This is a genomic window from Leptothermofonsia sp. ETS-13 (assembly GCF_049200465.1).
Classification (GTDB): domain Bacteria; phylum Cyanobacteriota; class Cyanobacteriia; order Leptolyngbyales; family Leptolyngbyaceae; genus Leptothermofonsia.
Window position 1 is genome coordinate 4,902,253 of record NZ_CP120836.1, and the last position, 14,367, is coordinate 4,916,619.

A 14,367-nucleotide genomic window follows, 5' to 3' on the forward strand; every position below is an offset into this window, starting at 1 on the left:
GAGTCAGGAGTCAGAAGCTAGAAGGGGATGGGGGTATGGGTGTAGCAGGGTGTGATGGAGAAGCCTGTTGGATGCGAGGTGTAGTTATCCGAGTACCTCCACCCACTCGGCGTCCTGGCACACCCTTTCTACCTGCGATCGCAGGCTCTGCCACAGTGACCATCAATGCTGCAATCGATAGGAAAATCGTGATTTGACGCATAACAGATGCACAAAATGGATAGATGCCCAGCTAGTTAGTTACAGAATGTCAAAAATAAACGGGCTGAGACCAGCGTTAAATTACCTAAATCAGTTGACGTTATCGTTAATAAACCAGAATAAATTGCGATAAATTGCTCCATCTAAGAATGGACGATAAAACTATAAGGATTGATAGTTTTACGTTAAGAATTGATTTCTCTCTTTGTTTCCAATTAAGTCTGTTATTGACAAAAATGAGGTCCTCCAGATTAAACGGAGGGTCAGCCCGTGGATCTACGGGTGGAACTTCATAAAATGATGCAAGCGGAATTAGTGTACGAGGTTAGAGGGAAGAAAGGGGATAGGGGGCTGGGGGGGCCGGGGTGTCAATCCACAATCTAAAATTCCCACCTCACACCCACTAGCAGTTGTTATCCTGAAAATGAATTGCTTCCACAGTTCGCCCTTCTGATCCAAACCCATGACTCAACAACCTGCTCGTATTTGCATTTTGGGTGGAGGCTTTGGGGGTCTCTACACAGCTTTACGCCTCAGTCAGTTGCCCTGGGTTAAGCAGGAAAAGCCAGAGATTGTGCTGGTCGATCGCAGCGATCGCTTCCTCTTCTCCCCCTTGTTGTATGAATTGATGACTGGGGAATTGCAAACCTGGGAAATTAGCCCTCCATTTGAGGAACTGCTCGCAGGGACAGGCGTTCGCTTCTACCAGAGCGTAGTCGCAGGGATTAATTTGCAAGAAAAGCAGGTGCATCTCCAGGATAGCCCTGAAATCGCCTATGACAGGCTGGTGTTGGCATTGGGTGGGGAAACCCCCTTAGATAAGGTGCCAGGGGTTGTAGAACACGCCATCCCGTTTCGCACGATCGCTGATGCCTATCGCCTGGAAGAGCGATTGCGAACCCTGGAAGAGTCGGAGACAGACCGAATTCGGGTGGCGATTGTTGGAGGCGGCTACTCTGGGGTGGAGTTGGCCTGCAAACTGGCAGATCGCTTGCAGGAGCGGGGGCGCATTCGCCTGATTGAGCTGACCAGTCAAATTCTTAAGACTTCGACTGATTTCAACCGGGAAGCCGCAACCAGAGCCCTTGAGGAAAGGAGCATCTGGATCGATCTGGAAACAGCTGTTGAGGAAGTTTCAGCCAATACTATTTCCCTGACTTACAAAGGCAACACGGATACAATCCCCGTTGATATAGTGGTTTGGACGGTCGGTACCCGCGTTCCAGATGTAATCAATGACCTTCCATTGAAGAAAAACCCGAAAGGGCAAATTGTTGTGACCCCCACGCTACAACTAGTTGACCAACCTGAAGTGTTTGCTCTGGGGGATCTGGCAGACTGCAAAGATGCCGAAGGACAGCAAGCTCCTATCACCGCCCAGGCGGCTATCCAGCAGGCTGAGTATGTCGGTTGGAACCTGTGGGCATCTTTGAGCGATCGCCCCCTACTGCCTTTCCGCTACCAGCATCTAGGAGAAATGATGACCCTGGGCACCAACAATGCGACCTTAACCGCCCTGGGGCTAAAACTGGATGGTCCGTTTGCTCATGTTTTCCGACGGTTGGCTTACCTATACCGGATGCCAACTCTTGAACATCAAATCAAAGTGGGAATTCATTGGATGACTCGCCCCATTACAGATGCCTTAGCAAGTCTTGGGCAGTTGTAAATAGGTAGCTAGGCGCAACAAGTAGCTAGGCGCAACTATAATTTCGGCGGTGGAGGGAGCGAAACTCCTTACCTGGAGGCGTAACCCTCACCCCCCTTTACAAACTAATGATAGCTACCTACTTACAGCGGTTTTCATTTGAGTGAGGTACGGGAATGTGAAGTTTTACACCTGCAACTTGTATTCAGCGTAGTGACTATAGCTGTATCAGGCGATCGGAACTTCCTTTCCGCCAGACAGCAGCATGGGAAAGTGGTGCGTATTAGGTGCATGCATGACCTGAATTCCCAGATTAGCCCGATTTAGCAGGTCAGCGTCTGTTCTGATTACAGATCCCCGACTATCTAGCAAGGAGTGCTGGAAGTTAAAGCCATTCAAATTAAATGCAGCACTACATACCCCCATGGAGGCGAACCAAATTCCTACAGTTGGCAAGGCTGCCAGCAGGAAGTGGAGTGCCCGATGATTTTGCACTGCCAGGGAAGGAACGAGCAACCGCCCCAAAAACCCATAATGTCCCGCTCTGAAGTTGTAGGTGACTTTGCCTTGTCCAAGAGTGTAGCCGCTATTAATGGAAACCGTTTCATCAGTTGTGGTGCGAATCAGGGTTGAAGCCACCAGGGAGCCGTGGAGCGAACTGAGTAAAGCCCCTCCAAAAATACCTGCAACCCCCAGCATATGGAATGGGTGCATGAGAATATTGTGATCTGCCTGGAATGCCAGCATGAAATGGAATGTTCCGGAAATTCCCAAGGGTAGCCCTTCCGAAAAACTGCCCTGACCAATGGGATAAATTAGCAAGACTGCGGTTGCCGCTGCTGCCGGTGCAGAAAAGGCAGCGGCGATCCAGGGGCGGGCACCAATCCGGTAACTGAGTTCCCAGAGCCGTCCCAGGTAGCACCAGATGGCAATTAAGAAATGTAGGACAATGAGCTGATAGGGTCCCCCGTTATAGAGCCATTCATCCATAGAGCCAGCAGCCCAGATAGGGTAAAGGTGCAGCCCAATTGCCGCCGAGGTAGGAACAACCGCCGCTGTAATTAAGTTATTGCCATCCATGAGAGAACCCAGGATTGGCGATCGAATGCCTTCCATGTCAACACTGGGGGCAACGATGAAAGCCAGGACAAAACAGATGGTTGCGGCCAGTAATGTTGGAATCATTAGAATACCGAACCAGCCAATGTAAATCGGATGCTCTGTGCTGGTAATCCAGGCACAAAGCCTATCCCACAGGCGGTCAAATTCAAATTCACGCCGTTGTTGAATGAGGGTACTCATTGCTTCTCCCTCCTATCTTGATAAGTTTGATTTAGAACTTGATATGTTTGGCTTAGAAATCGTTGAAGAATCTGAGACGGGATGAAGGGTTTCTCAAATTCTTGAGGGATCAAATTGCGGAATTCAAGCGGCAAAAAGGCTTTTAGCGAAGGTTATGGCGATCGCAAACTGGCAGGACAATCAATTCTATTTTAGAGAATCTGTTACGAACGAAGATGAAATAAGATCAAAATTTATTATTGATGTAGCTGTCAACGTTCACCCCGTTTCAACTGCCGTTGTTTTGCTTGCTGCCGTAACCGTTTCTCTTCAGTTAGCTGATGGAAACAATGGGGACAAGAAACTCCTTCCTCATATTGTGGGGAAGCCTTGTCTGTGCTAGAAACTGGATGTCCACAACTTAGGCACATTTCGTGAGTACCCATTTCTAATCTGTGTTGTATAGCTACCCGCTGGTCAAACACAAAACATTCGCCCTGCCATAAGCTCTCATCGGGTGGAACGGCCTCCAGATATTTCAGGATGCCTCCTTTGAGGTGATAGACCTCCTGGAATCCCTGCGCCAGCATGAAGGCCGAAGCTTTCTCACAACGAATACCACCTGTGCAAAACATGGCAATTTTTTTGTGCCTTGCAGGATCTAGATGGGTTTGAACATACTCTGGAAATTGGCGAAATGATTGGATTTTTGGGTTTTGAGCTCCCTTAAAGGTGCCAATATCGACTTCGTACTTGTTGCGCGTATCAATCACCACCACTTCTGGGTCAGAAATCAGGGCATTCCAATCTTCAGGGTTAACATAGGTACCAACCTGATCATTGGGGTTGATCTGAGGCATCCCCAGTGTGACAATTTCCTTTTTAAGCCGCACTTTCATTCGATCGAAGGGAAAGGAAATTGCCAACGACTCTCGATGTTCCAGATCTGAAAGGCGCGGATCGGAGCGGAGAAAGAAAAGGACATCGTCAATCGCTGTACGAGAGCCAGCAATTGTACCATTGATGCCTTCGGGGGCGAGCAAAATCGTGCCCTTAATTCCCTTCTGGGTGCAGTAAGCTAGCAGGGGCGATCGCTGCTCTGCACAATCCGGCAATTTGACAAATTTGTAGAATGTTGCAACAACCAGTGTCATCTCTTGTTCCGTTAATCCCGTACATTAAGCCCAGGGTTCGTCCTCTTCTGCTTTAAGGGATTCCTCTCCTGTTTTGGATGAAGGTTTGGATGGCGTCCAGAGTTCATTGTGCTCTTTGGTCTCTGGCTCTACCAGGAATGATGATATTTTGTTCGATGGTTGAGGTGGGGTTGGGGCGATCGTCCCAGACATCATCCCAGATAAAGTCTACCGTCTCCTTTTGATCGGATAAGGTTTCGTCTGGTTGGAGTGGAGTGGCATTAGATGGCGCTGGGGTTTCGGGTTCATCCTTCAGGGATTGAGAGGGAACAGGCGGCGAAACCTGGTTAGAAGGCGAGGTTGTTTCCTCCTCTTCTTTGAAGAGGGCGTCAAAGAAGTCCTCCGGGTCCTCTTGGGCCATTAGTGAGGAAGTTTGATTCCACTCTTCCTCCTCATCGGAATCGAGAATTTCTTTTGCTTGAACGGTTAACGTTTGAATTCCATCTTCAACCTGTTCGCCCAGGGTTTGGGTTTGTTCTCGCATCTGTTCAAACCATTCACTCCCTTTTTCTTTTGCCTGTTCTGAGAGAGTTTGGACTTCTTCTTTCAGTTGTTCGCTGAGGGAATGAATTTTTTCTTTCGCCTCCTGGGAGATTGATTGAACCCGGTCTTTCAATTGCTCAGTGAGGTTCCGAAACCGTCCCTTTGCCTGCTGGGTAGTTTCTTGAGCCCGCTGAGTCAAAGTTTTTAACTCCTGAGCAACCTGTTCCTTTTCTTCCTTAAGAAACTCAGTTGCTCTGGTGAGTTTTTGCTTAATTCCCTCCCGGTAAATAGAAAGATTCTTGAGAGCGTACTCAGGCACAAGAACTCGCCTTCGTCCAATACTTAAAACCTGACTGGGAAACAGTTGATAAATTTCACCTGTAACAAAGTCCAAATGACTCGAAATAAAGAGGTATTTCGAAATTTCGCCAGTTTTTAAATTAAAAATGTAATCGATGATTTTGCCCACTTTTTGCCCTGAATCGCTCCAGATTTCGCAGTTGATAACCGACTCAAGCCTGGATACTTTTTCGGCATCGGTTTCTTCCGGTTGGGAATGGGTCAGAATTCCATTGGTTCCTAAGGAGGAAACCTGGGACAATTTGAATGCTTTTTTCCTTTTGCTCAACAAGCCCGCTTTGCAGACAAAGCCTAACACGCGATGGGACGGCGCATACATCCACAGCACCTCGACCCGCCCTAGCTCCTCCATGTTGTCGCGGTTGATGACCAGTTGGTTTACTAATTCACTTTGTTTGACAACCTCTGGTTGAGCGGTCATCGTGTTTTCTAAGTTTTTGAGAGTGTGTTCTATAGCGCTCACCAACTATTTGTGAGCAAGGGGGGACTTCACCCCTACGCAGGGGTTCCCCCCCTGCACCTCGTTCAAATTTCAAGAAGGGTCGCTAGCTATATATCTTAGGATAATGGGGCAGCGAAGGTTTAGCTAGACTTCAACCAATTAAACACCATAACGCCAGCGATCGCCCTTCTCATCGCTCCACGATCGCAGGATTGGCAGTTCCACCCCAGGTTACTTGCTGGAATTCAATTTAGCGCCTGGGCTTCTGAAGCTGAGTAATTTTTCTTTTGACTCTTTCACTTTCTTTTTGATTCCCTTTTTCTTGCAGAATTTCACTCGCCCTAACATAGTCTTTCTTAGCATTTGTAAATTGGTTTAAAGTTTTCCATGCATCGCCTCTTCTCTCAAAAGACTTTGAATCTCTTGAATTTATTTCGATTGCTTTGCTAAAAGCTTCTATTGCATCTTTAGTATTATCCAGAGAAAGTTCAATCTCTCCTTTCTGGAAGTAAAGCTTATAAAGCTTCTGTTGATTTTCAAATGTTGCCAGAGATTTGGATTCCATTAATATAATTGCTTCTTGAAAGCTTCCTTGTGCATGTTTAAACAATGAAAGATCCAAAGAGTTTTTTGATTTTCCCCATTGATAATAAGATCTTCCCTTTAAATCGTATAGATAAATTAAATTATCAGAGCTAAGGTTTTCCAGATCCGCATCTTCATTAATTAATTGCTCACAAATTGCAATTGTCTCTTTAAATTTATCTAATCTAAAGTAAGCCTCACCCAACCACAAATATGCTTTTATATTTTGAGGATCTCGTTGAACTACTTGTTCAAAATTTAAGATCGCACCTTTAAAATCTTTTTTGCTAAACTTCTCTTCTCCTTGAGAAAATAAGATTTCTGTCTCTGAGTTAAAAAACCTTGAAGGACTTGAGGTTACACCAGGAGTAGGCGGGATAGAAATCTCTGGAGAAGGAGATGGTATCTCAAGAGAGGATTCCTTGGATGATTGGAAGATTTGAATCACTGAAATTACAATTAGTCCAGATACAACAAAAATCGTAGCCCAAAGAACTATTTGAATGTTTCCAGTAGAAAAAAGATTCTTAACACCTGAATTAGATAGCCATTTGGGTTCCTGAGTAAATTCTTCTTCGATCGCAGAAACCTCAGTATCTGCCAACCCTGAAATATGTTGCAATCGCTTTAACCCCTGACGTTGTAGAGGTGTAATGGACTTTCTGCGTCGAAATTCTTTTGCAAATGCTTCGCGATACTGTTGTTTATGCTTATGGCGTTCACGGTAGGGTTGTAAAACTCGTTCTTGAATCGCTGCTGCGCTTTCTGCTGTGAGTCCTACCTTACTTTGTACAGCGGATAATGTTGCCTGACCAACACTGGAAACGACATAATCTGGGCGTGCTGGCATCGATAGCCAATACCGGACGGTATCTACCCAGTTTCTGGAAAAGAAATAGATTTCGCCTCTACGAAGTGAGTCTTCAACCTCTTTGAAATAGAGCAACTCAGGATCAACTTGGGGTGCTCTACAGAGATAAATCTTGTAGGCTTCCCGATCCATGTAAATTTCTGGTTTCATCGCGGATGAAACTTCCCGGACTTTGCTTTTGGTATATTCGTGAAGCTCTTGAATGGAAATCCAGCCATCCCGGTCTAAATCTGCTGTTCCGTTCCAGATGCCATCGACCAGATGGTGTGTATAAACAGAGAGTCCCTGCCCCTGTTGCTCCAAAGAATATTCGTGAGCAGTTGACGAGGTTAAAACGGCTCGCCCTTCTCCACGTAATTGCCCTTGAATATTGACTGACTGGTCATCTTTCGTTCTCATGCCCTCAGCAAAAGCGCCACTGTAGCAGCAATCGAGAATGACAATCTGCTGTCTGGATCTGGATTCACCCATCACTTCATGGACAAAACTGGCAGGAACAGCCGTGGAGCGGAGGGTTAGCTTGCGAGTATTACGAGTGGCAAAGAAAAGTCTACCATTATCATCTTTAACTCCATGACCGGAGAAATAAAACATGAGTAAATCATCTCTGCGGCGATCGCTAAATGCCTTTTCGATCGCTTCCTCCATCTGGGTCTTGTTGGGGTTCAACAACGGAAAGACTTCATTAAAATCACCAAGCCATTGCAACACGGCTTGTAAAGCCTGCACGTCATTCGTCGCTGCAGGAAGTGAGTTTAAGCCAGAGTCACTGTATTCACTGACTCCGATCAGCAAAGCTATCTTTGCCATTGTGGTTTACCTAAACTTTGACAAAATCTTTTGCCGCTTCAACAGCCGCTTCAAAGTCTTTTGAGCTGTTAGCCTTGAGTTTGATCTTTTTTCCATTGGCTTCCACTTCAAGCTCAATGGGTTTGCCCGCCAGTGGGCCACTTAGAAAACCCATAAGCTTTGTAAAATTCTCAGTTTTTATCTCTGCCGTCAAAAGCCCCACTAAAAAACCCCCGACAGATTTGTTACCTGCTGGTGGATTGGGATCAGGAACCCGGCCTACTGATTCAATTTCATCCAGGTCTTTTAACTGCTTCAGAAGCTTTTGAACTTTCATCTCTCGCTCACTGGCATCCGCTTCTGGATCGTTAAAGTTGATAGTTAGCTTTACGGTAGACAAACCTGTCATTACAATCCCTCAAACCTTTCAGGATGATTGCTTTGGAACCTTTTATAGTTCTACGCGGGTGCGTTAGGACATTGGAATTAGAGAGGGAGTGGGGGCTTCGCCCCCAGCCAGGGGTTCCACCCCTGCACCCCATCCTAACCATAATGACTACCACTATATATTTCCTGGGGAAATTCTAACCGTTTTTTCTTCAGATATGAATAAAAGTATAGCTGTCGCCAGGTTGCGTGAGACATGGGTTTATGGGGGGGTTGGGGCTGCGGCGCCCCTAGCCAGTCCCGCATCCCGTCCTAACCACCACAATCATTACCGCTATAGCGATAGATGCCTTGAAGAAAGGAGCCCGCAGCCTGCAACCCTTAGCCCTTTACCCCTAACGACAGATGCCTTAAAGAATCGAACCTGAATCTGCCGCCTCTTATACAGGGGGCGATCGCACCAGCCGCCAGTGGGCATCAGCCAGAGGAAGTTCTGCAAAGCTAACCGGAGCAGGTTCTAAGGGAGAGGGCTGGATAAGGCTGTTCACAAACCAGACACCATTGGCACCGGTTATGTCGTTTCGCAGGAGAATTTCGGCTCTGCTGTCTGCGTTTAGATCGACTGCATCCTCGATTTCCCAACCAGGGTCAGTTGTAGGTAGCGAAATATGACTACTGTAAGCCAGCCCATTCATTTGCCAGATCACAACCTGTCGGGTTGCGGAGTTGTACCAGAGAATCTCTGGGTTGCTATCGGCGTCGAAATTGGCTATTGTGGCGATCGCCCAGTTCGCATCGGCAACAGGCAAGCTGCTAAAGGTACTGAGCGACGTTCCATTCATCTGCCAGAGGACGTTTTCACCCGTTTCGGGATTGCGCCAGAGCAAATCTAGATCGCCATCGCCATCAAAATCAGCTGCGTCTCCAAAGCGCCAACTGGAGTGGGCCACTGGCAGTGCAGCCACCGTATTGATTAACGTTCCATTCATTTGCCAGAGGACATTTTCGCCAGTTTCTGAATTACGCCAGAGGATGTCTGAATCGTTGTCCCCATCAAAGTCGGCAGCTTCTAAAACAGTCCAGGTGGGGTGGGCGATGGGCAGATTTGCAAAGGTATCTAGTGTTGCCCCGTTCATTTGCCAGATCACTGTTTCACCGGAAGCCTGATTTTGCCAGAGGATATCGGGGTCACGATCGCCATCAAAGTCGGTGACGGCAGCTAGTTTCCAGGTAGGATGGGCGATCGGCAAACTTGTAAAGCTAATTAGCGTTGCTCCGTCCATATGCCAGATCACGGTTTCACCTGAAACCTGGTTGCGCCAGAGAAGATCGGAATTGCCATCTCCGTTAAAGTCGTTCTCAGGACGGTTCTCCTGCACTAGTTGCCAATTACCAAAATTGAGGTTAGTCAGCGTTTCTCCACCCCTCACCTGCACCCGGTAGGCAGAACTTCCCGTACTGCGCACCGTGACATCATCCACGTACCAACCTTCAAAGTTATTGAGTGAGGCATCCAGGGTGTTGAAGTCAAACTGAATCTGGATTGTGCTGCCAATGAAGGGAGTCAGGTCAATCGTGGCGCTGCGCCAGGTTGGGTTGAGAACAGGTTGTAGAATGTCGGTCTTCGCTGCAACGGTCTGGTACTCGCCGCCATTTCGAGAAATCCGCACGCGGGGTTGGTCTGTACTCGGATCAGTCTCAACTCTGAGGAAATAGCTGAAGGATAGCTCTGCCCCCGAAATACCTGTCAGAGCGATCGCCGGAGAAACGACCCTTCCGGCGGTATGGCCCACATTGTAATTGCCGCCACCATTGGGACCTTCATCCCTGCCAAAGTAGAGACTATCATCCGCTGAATGGCCTGGATCGTTGCCGCGCCTGCTGGAGAGATGCCATAAGCCCACTACAGGCACACCTGTGTTGTCAATCGTGAACCCATCCAGGCTGGGAGCCCCCACAGCATCGCTAAAGTCTGCCTTAAAGAGTTCCTGGGGTTGGCTAGCAGGAAAGGTCTGTTGCCATCCTGACTGTGGCACCTCTGCGACGGTGTAGGTTCCTGCCGTCAGGTTTGTGAACGTGTAGTTGCCGTTAGCATCGGTCTGGGTGCTGGGTTCACCAGTGTCGAGAATACCATTCTGGTTCAGATCTAGGTAAATCGTCCAACCGGGCAAACCGGGTTCTCCTGGGTCAGAAATGCGATCACCATCCAGATCACTCCATTTTCGCCCCTGAAGGCTTCCAGGTTTAGTGACCGAGGCAAGAATGCCATCAATCCAGGCCAGTTTGTTCGGGTCGGCAACATCCACCCCGCCGCCACCTGTTCCAAAGGTGCCCTGAATCGCTCCCGGCAATCCCAACCCTCCGGGTAAACCAAAGGCAAACGTATTTACCCCCGCCAGCAAAAGTTGATTTCCAACTTGAAGAAAACTCGGTCCCCCAGAATCCCCCGGCCCCACGGTTGCTTCAATGGTATTGCCCAGCGTCGTTCCCGACCCTACCACCCCAAACAGGTTCGTGGAGGCATCAGGTCCATCAAAGTCATACAAAAAGGCACCATTCAACCCCAGCAGGGCGGTGTCTTCAGTCTGGTTTTGCCCAACCCGCTTCACCGTCAGGCTGGCGGTACCCGGAACCTGTCCAGTGATGCCGTCGCCAGACGTGCCATAACCGACCATGGTAATCGTAGTTCCAGCCAGTAACGGTGTGCGGTTGAGTGGATAAATCGGTACCCCTTCTGGCAGGTCGCTGCTGAGAGTGATAATGGCAATGTCGTTTTCAACGGTGTTGTTGAAGCCGGTGTAGCCAGGGAAGATTTGCAATTCGCTGGCTCTGATTTGGTGCGATAGGTTCTGGCCAAAGTTCAAGTTGAAAATGACATTGTCAGGCGCAGGGTCAACCACACCATCCTCATTCACCACATCCAGCACATGGGCAGCCGTGAGAATGTGGCGGCGACTGATGGCAGCTCCAGAACCCAGGAACCGCTGATCTTCTGATAGAATGACCCGAACGCTTCCCACCCCTGCAAAGGGAGATGTGGTGGTGTTGGGATCAATTCGACGCTCAGGAGAGTCTGGGGGATTACCGTTTGGATCTCCGGCCAGAATCACAGGTTGGAATGCCAGACCATCTGAGAGTGAGCGATCAGGTGCAAGTTTGAGTGGTTCTGAGCGATCGCCCGTTAAAGACTTGTGAATCACCATTGCGACTCTCCTCTCAACGCCATCTTGCTGCCAAAGCTGTACCCGCCCCTAAAGGATAGCCCTTTAGTGACTATGAACCTTGTCTCCAGCGCCACGAATGAAACTAGTACAGCAAAACGAAGGTTTTGTTGGGGGTGCAGGGGTTCCACTCCTGCTTGGGGCTTCGCCCCCAAACCCCTATGTTGCAAAATTTAGTGTTCGCAACACTAGTGGACAATGGCATCAGTCCAGTAACCATTGGATTGGGGAGTGGGGAGTCAGAGGGAGCCAGAATGGTATCTGTATTCCCGCCGTGTTGCACTAGTAGTCCGTCAGGGTAGATTTGAGGGATAACTCAAATCTACAAAACCCAATTCTTAGGTGTTTTGAGGGTTTTCAACCCATCAAAACAGTCTTGACAGACCCCTAGGAACAGGCGGTTGCTCACTCGTGAATTGTTCCATCAGGCATTTTGGCCCCTTTCAGATTGGCATGGCTCAGATCTGCGTCTTGTAAATCTGCCCAGCTTAAGTCCGCTCCCCTCAAATCTGACCAGCTCAGGTTGGCCTGGCGCAGGTTTGCCCAACGCAGATTAGCGTGGCGTAGATTGGCTCTGGTCAGGACTGCACCGCTTAAGTCGATATAGCTCAGGCAGGCTGAACGGAGGTCTACGTTGCGAAAATCTCTTTCTCCTGCTGCATACAGCATTTGGAGTTCAATCACATCCATGCTTTTCGCTCCAACCTTATCTCTCTGTGACGATCGCTCCCCTCTACACAGCATTGATATTGCTGATTCCAGGGATGAATCTAGAGCAGAATGAATTAAAAGTTGCAACTCACCCTGCTATTCAGTAAACCCAGCACTCGATCTCCAGGGAATCTATAGATTTTCCTCAGAGCTCCTCTCGCTAAAATAGCTCTGCAAACAGCATTTTTTCTGTTATTAATATGGCCCATTATCAAAAGATGCTCCGCATTTCAACAGCGGGTAAATCGCTTTCCAAAATCACGCCTAAGGTGCAGGCAGTGGTAGCTGAATCCGGAATTCAAACCGGAGTTTGCACCCTATTTTTGCGCCATACATCTGCCAGCTTACTAATTCAGGAAAACGCCGATCCAGATGTGTTGAAAGATTTAGAAAACTTCTTCTCTAAATTAGTCCCCGAATGGGAGAACTATATTCACAGCACGGAAGGCCCCGATGATATGCCTGCCCATATCCGTACAGCGCTAACCAGTACCTCCGAACAAATCCCAGTTTCCAGAGGACGTTTAGTTTTGGGTACCTGGCAGGGTATTTATCTCTGGGAACACCGCCAGCACGGGCATACACGCGAACTTGTGGTGCATGTGATGGGAGAGTGAGGGAAAAAGAAGAAAGAAGAAAGCAAGAAAGAATAAAGAAGAAAAAAGGATAAAAATTATGGGGGGCCGAAGGATTGTGGATGGGAAAGGGTGGGGAAGAGTGCTCCATAGAAAGACCGGGAAGGATCTCCATTCTAATCTCGTTTCGATGCAGTATTCTTCATCTTCGTTGCCTGGTCGTTCTTCAATCATTGCTTGCTTTCTGATTGTGGGAAGTACGCTGCTGTTGGGCTGTAATGTTGAGAAGGCGAGGGCGCTTCAGGGAGCAGCGGTGCAGTTCAGGGCGGAGTCGCTGGCCGCGATTCAGGCGATCGACACAATGCATAAGGCAGAGCTAGCTCCACCGCCGCGTTCGCCTGCTGAGGTGCGGCGGGATTTTGTGAATGGCATTCTCAACTCTCGCAGTGAAATTAACTCGAATCTGGTAGACCTGGCGATCAACCCCTATAAACCGCCTGCCGACCCAAAGTGGGATAGCTTTATTACGGATTTGTGTAGCCAGTACGAAAGCTTTGCAGCAATTTTTGAGAAGTTGGATAGGGGTAGCCTAGTTGCTAAAGATGAGGTACGGGAGTCTGCTGAACACGCCAGAAAATTGACGGTGCAAAATTGACGGTGCAAATGGTGCTGTTTGCTGATGCTATTACCAAAAATTCGCCAGTCCTGAATCGCCAGCGAAATGCGATCGTTGTTAAGCTTCGGCGTCAGCGCAAGATTTACCAGGACTTGCAGGCGCAGCTTAAGGAACAGGGGGATGGGGCTCCACAATCCTTGAGAGATCGGTTGCGGGATGTGGAAAACCAGGTCGGCGAAATTATGGGTGAGTGGCAGCAAATGAAAGAGCAGGAACAGAAATTGCTGGAAGTCACAGTTGCTCAATGCCTGAAAGCGGCTGTGCTCGGCAAAGAATTGGGAGAACTAATCAATCAATACGATGATCTGGACTTGAATCAGATCAATGTCCTCATCCCACGCATTCTCAATACAGCAGCAGTCAGCGGACAAGACCTTACAGCTCTTCAAACCAAAACAAATAGCATTTTGATTGAAATCAAGGAAGATCCCCTCTGGCGTGAGGCGACGACCTCTCTGCTCGATAGGGTTAACACTGCTACCGAAAACCGTACTCAAGGTAAACCCGCCTCAGCTTCGAAAAATTGATTCCAGGAAGTCACTATGCCTAACAACAACACCGAGTTTCTACAAACCGCTTCTGCTGTCATGAACGAACTGGACGTTCGCTATATGGAAGCAGACCTGGACGAGAAACTGGAGCTTAAGGAAGAGCTGGACAAAGCCATGATGACGTTTTCGGAAGCTCGTAGCAAAATCCTGGAGAATGAGGTGATTTGCACATCAGAAGATCTGGCCCACATGCAAGAACTGCGCCGTGAGGTAGAACGGGCAGGAGAAGTTCAGACACTGGTCAGAGTGGTGGTTCGTTTAACTCGAGTGATGGCAAGAATCTAGACCTAATCTAAACAGAATGTAAATATTTTTGCTTTATCTCCTATATTTAGTTATCATCTCAACCTTTAAGCGGGAAATTTTCTTTCCTTCCACCAGATTTAGCGTTAT

Annotated in this window: 13 protein-coding genes; 6 read left to right on the top strand and 7 right to left on the bottom strand. The window is 48.2% G+C overall.

Features of this window, described 5'->3' with window-relative positions; genetic code table 11:
* Positions 1-35: 35 nt before the first annotated feature.
* The gene (locus P4D80_RS22365; protein ID WP_421656259.1) at positions 36-197 is read left to right on the top strand and encodes a hypothetical protein; all 162 of its coding nucleotides are present in this window, start codon (positions 36-38) and stop codon (positions 195-197) included.
* 467 nt (positions 198-664) lie between these two features.
* Positions 665-1,870, top strand: coding sequence for an NAD(P)/FAD-dependent oxidoreductase (locus tag P4D80_RS22370; RefSeq protein ID WP_421656260.1), 1,206 nt, complete (start codon positions 665-667; stop codon positions 1,868-1,870).
* A gap of 207 nt (positions 1,871-2,077) precedes the next feature.
* On the opposite strand, the gene P4D80_RS22375 is transcribed toward P4D80_RS22370, so the two are convergent.
* From P4D80_RS22375 to P4D80_RS22405, 7 genes are all read right to left on the bottom strand, one after another.
* Positions 2,078-3,151, bottom strand: a complete 1,074-nt coding sequence (locus P4D80_RS22375) for a Photosystem Q(B) protein 1 (protein ID WP_421656262.1) — start codon at positions 3,149-3,151, stop codon at positions 2,078-2,080.
* A gap of 251 nt (positions 3,152-3,402) precedes the next feature.
* On the bottom strand, positions 3,403-4,284 hold the full coding sequence (locus P4D80_RS22380; protein ID WP_421656263.1) for a rhodanese-related sulfurtransferase: 882 nt from the start codon (positions 4,282-4,284) through the stop codon (positions 3,403-3,405).
* 103 nt (positions 4,285-4,387) lie between these two features.
* Entirely contained in the window at positions 4,388-5,587 is a 1,200-nt protein-coding gene (locus tag P4D80_RS22385; protein ID WP_421656264.1) for a PRC-barrel domain-containing protein, read from the bottom strand.
* A gap of 271 nt (positions 5,588-5,858) precedes the next feature.
* The gene (locus P4D80_RS22390; protein WP_421656265.1) at positions 5,859-7,874 is read right to left on the bottom strand and encodes a caspase, EACC1-associated type; all 2,016 of its coding nucleotides are present in this window, start codon (positions 7,872-7,874) and stop codon (positions 5,859-5,861) included.
* Positions 7,875-7,884: 10 nt separating this feature from the next.
* On the bottom strand, positions 7,885-8,190 hold the full coding sequence (locus P4D80_RS22395) for a hypothetical protein (protein WP_421656266.1): 306 nt from the start codon (positions 8,188-8,190) through the stop codon (positions 7,885-7,887).
* A 490-nt stretch (positions 8,191-8,680) separates the two neighbouring features.
* Positions 8,681-11,443 (bottom strand): FG-GAP-like repeat-containing protein, encoded by a 2,763-nt coding sequence (locus P4D80_RS22400; protein ID WP_421656267.1) that lies wholly within the window; start codon positions 11,441-11,443, stop codon positions 8,681-8,683.
* Positions 11,444-11,866: 423 nt separating this feature from the next.
* The gene (locus tag P4D80_RS22405; RefSeq protein ID WP_421656268.1) at positions 11,867-12,151 is read right to left on the bottom strand and encodes a pentapeptide repeat-containing protein; all 285 of its coding nucleotides are present in this window, start codon (positions 12,149-12,151) and stop codon (positions 11,867-11,869) included.
* 221 nt (positions 12,152-12,372) lie between these two features.
* Between P4D80_RS22405 and P4D80_RS22410 the strand changes: the two genes are divergently transcribed.
* From P4D80_RS22410 to P4D80_RS22425, 4 genes are all read left to right on the top strand, one after another.
* Positions 12,373-12,789, top strand: coding sequence for a secondary thiamine-phosphate synthase enzyme YjbQ (locus P4D80_RS22410; RefSeq protein WP_421656269.1), 417 nt, complete (start codon positions 12,373-12,375; stop codon positions 12,787-12,789).
* Between the two features lie 148 nt (positions 12,790-12,937).
* Positions 12,938-13,402 carry a hypothetical protein gene (locus tag P4D80_RS22415; protein WP_421656270.1) on the top strand — a complete coding sequence of 155 codons (465 nt, stop codon included), beginning with the start codon at positions 12,938-12,940 and terminating at the stop codon, positions 13,400-13,402.
* Positions 13,403-13,404: 2 nt separating this feature from the next.
* Positions 13,405-13,950, top strand: a complete 546-nt coding sequence (locus P4D80_RS22420) for a hypothetical protein (protein WP_421656271.1) — start codon at positions 13,405-13,407, stop codon at positions 13,948-13,950.
* 15 nt (positions 13,951-13,965) lie between these two features.
* The gene (locus tag P4D80_RS22425; protein WP_421656272.1) at positions 13,966-14,259 is read left to right on the top strand and encodes a hypothetical protein; all 294 of its coding nucleotides are present in this window, start codon (positions 13,966-13,968) and stop codon (positions 14,257-14,259) included.
* The last annotated feature ends 108 nt before the right edge of the window (positions 14,260-14,367 follow it).

Bases quoted from the DNA above. Each gene is read 5' to 3' on its own strand.
- P4D80_RS22370 (WP_421656260.1), top strand. From the start codon at position 665: ATGACTCAACAACCTGCTCGTATTTGCATTTTGGGTGGAGGCTTTGGG.
- P4D80_RS22395 (WP_421656266.1), bottom strand. From the start codon at position 8,190: ATGAAAGTTCAAAAGCTTCTGAAGCAGTTAAAAGACCTGGATGAAATT.
- P4D80_RS22390 (WP_421656265.1), bottom strand. From the start codon at position 7,874: ATGGCAAAGATAGCTTTGCTGATCGGAGTCAGTGAATACAGTGACTCT.
- P4D80_RS22400 (WP_421656267.1), bottom strand. From the start codon at position 11,443: ATGGTGATTCACAAGTCTTTAACGGGCGATCGCTCAGAACCACTCAAA.
- P4D80_RS22375 (WP_421656262.1), bottom strand. From the start codon at position 3,151: ATGAGTACCCTCATTCAACAACGGCGTGAATTTGAATTTGACCGCCTG.
- P4D80_RS22415 (WP_421656270.1), top strand. From the start codon at position 12,938: ATGCAGTATTCTTCATCTTCGTTGCCTGGTCGTTCTTCAATCATTGCT.
- P4D80_RS22385 (WP_421656264.1), bottom strand. From the start codon at position 5,587: ATGACCGCTCAACCAGAGGTTGTCAAACAAAGTGAATTAGTAAACCAA.
- P4D80_RS22425 (WP_421656272.1), top strand. From the start codon at position 13,966: ATGCCTAACAACAACACCGAGTTTCTACAAACCGCTTCTGCTGTCATG.
- P4D80_RS22405 (WP_421656268.1), bottom strand. From the start codon at position 12,151: ATGGATGTGATTGAACTCCAAATGCTGTATGCAGCAGGAGAAAGAGAT.
- P4D80_RS22365 (WP_421656259.1), top strand. From the start codon at position 36: ATGGGTGTAGCAGGGTGTGATGGAGAAGCCTGTTGGATGCGAGGTGTA.
- P4D80_RS22410 (WP_421656269.1), top strand. From the start codon at position 12,373: ATGGCCCATTATCAAAAGATGCTCCGCATTTCAACAGCGGGTAAATCG.
- P4D80_RS22380 (WP_421656263.1), bottom strand. From the start codon at position 4,284: ATGACACTGGTTGTTGCAACATTCTACAAATTTGTCAAATTGCCGGAT.